The sequence below is a fragment of the Klebsiella sp. K47 genome, assembly GCF_051858335.1.
Classification (GTDB): domain Bacteria; phylum Pseudomonadota; class Gammaproteobacteria; order Enterobacterales; family Enterobacteriaceae; genus Klebsiella; species Klebsiella pneumoniae.
On sequence record NZ_JBPYUI010000354.1, the window covers coordinates 1 to 228 of the forward strand.

Here is a 228-nt window from a genome sequence, read left to right on the forward strand (position 1 = left end):
GGGAGTCGAATGCGGCCCGTTCAGCTCTGTCATGGACCCTTGGGTCCTTCGCCGGGCTGAGGTGGGGATCGACGATCACGCTGGTTGTTGCCACCGTGCCGGCGCTGGTCGTCGGGATGGCTTTGTGCCACATCCTTGACGCCTTCGCATTTGGAGACATCAGTGCGATGTCGTTGGGTGTTCCGGTGAACACTGTCCGCTGGGCAATCATGGTCAGCACGGCTCTGC

At 61.8% G+C, this 228-nt stretch carries 1 protein-coding gene; it reads left to right on the forward strand.

Annotation, left to right across the window (positions count from 1 at the left end; all coding sequences use genetic code 11):
• Positions 1–56 precede the first annotated feature (56 nt).
• Positions 57–228: iron chelate uptake ABC transporter family permease subunit (locus RRF55_RS28355; protein ID WP_439419348.1), on the forward strand; the 172-nt coding region annotated here is incomplete at its 3' end.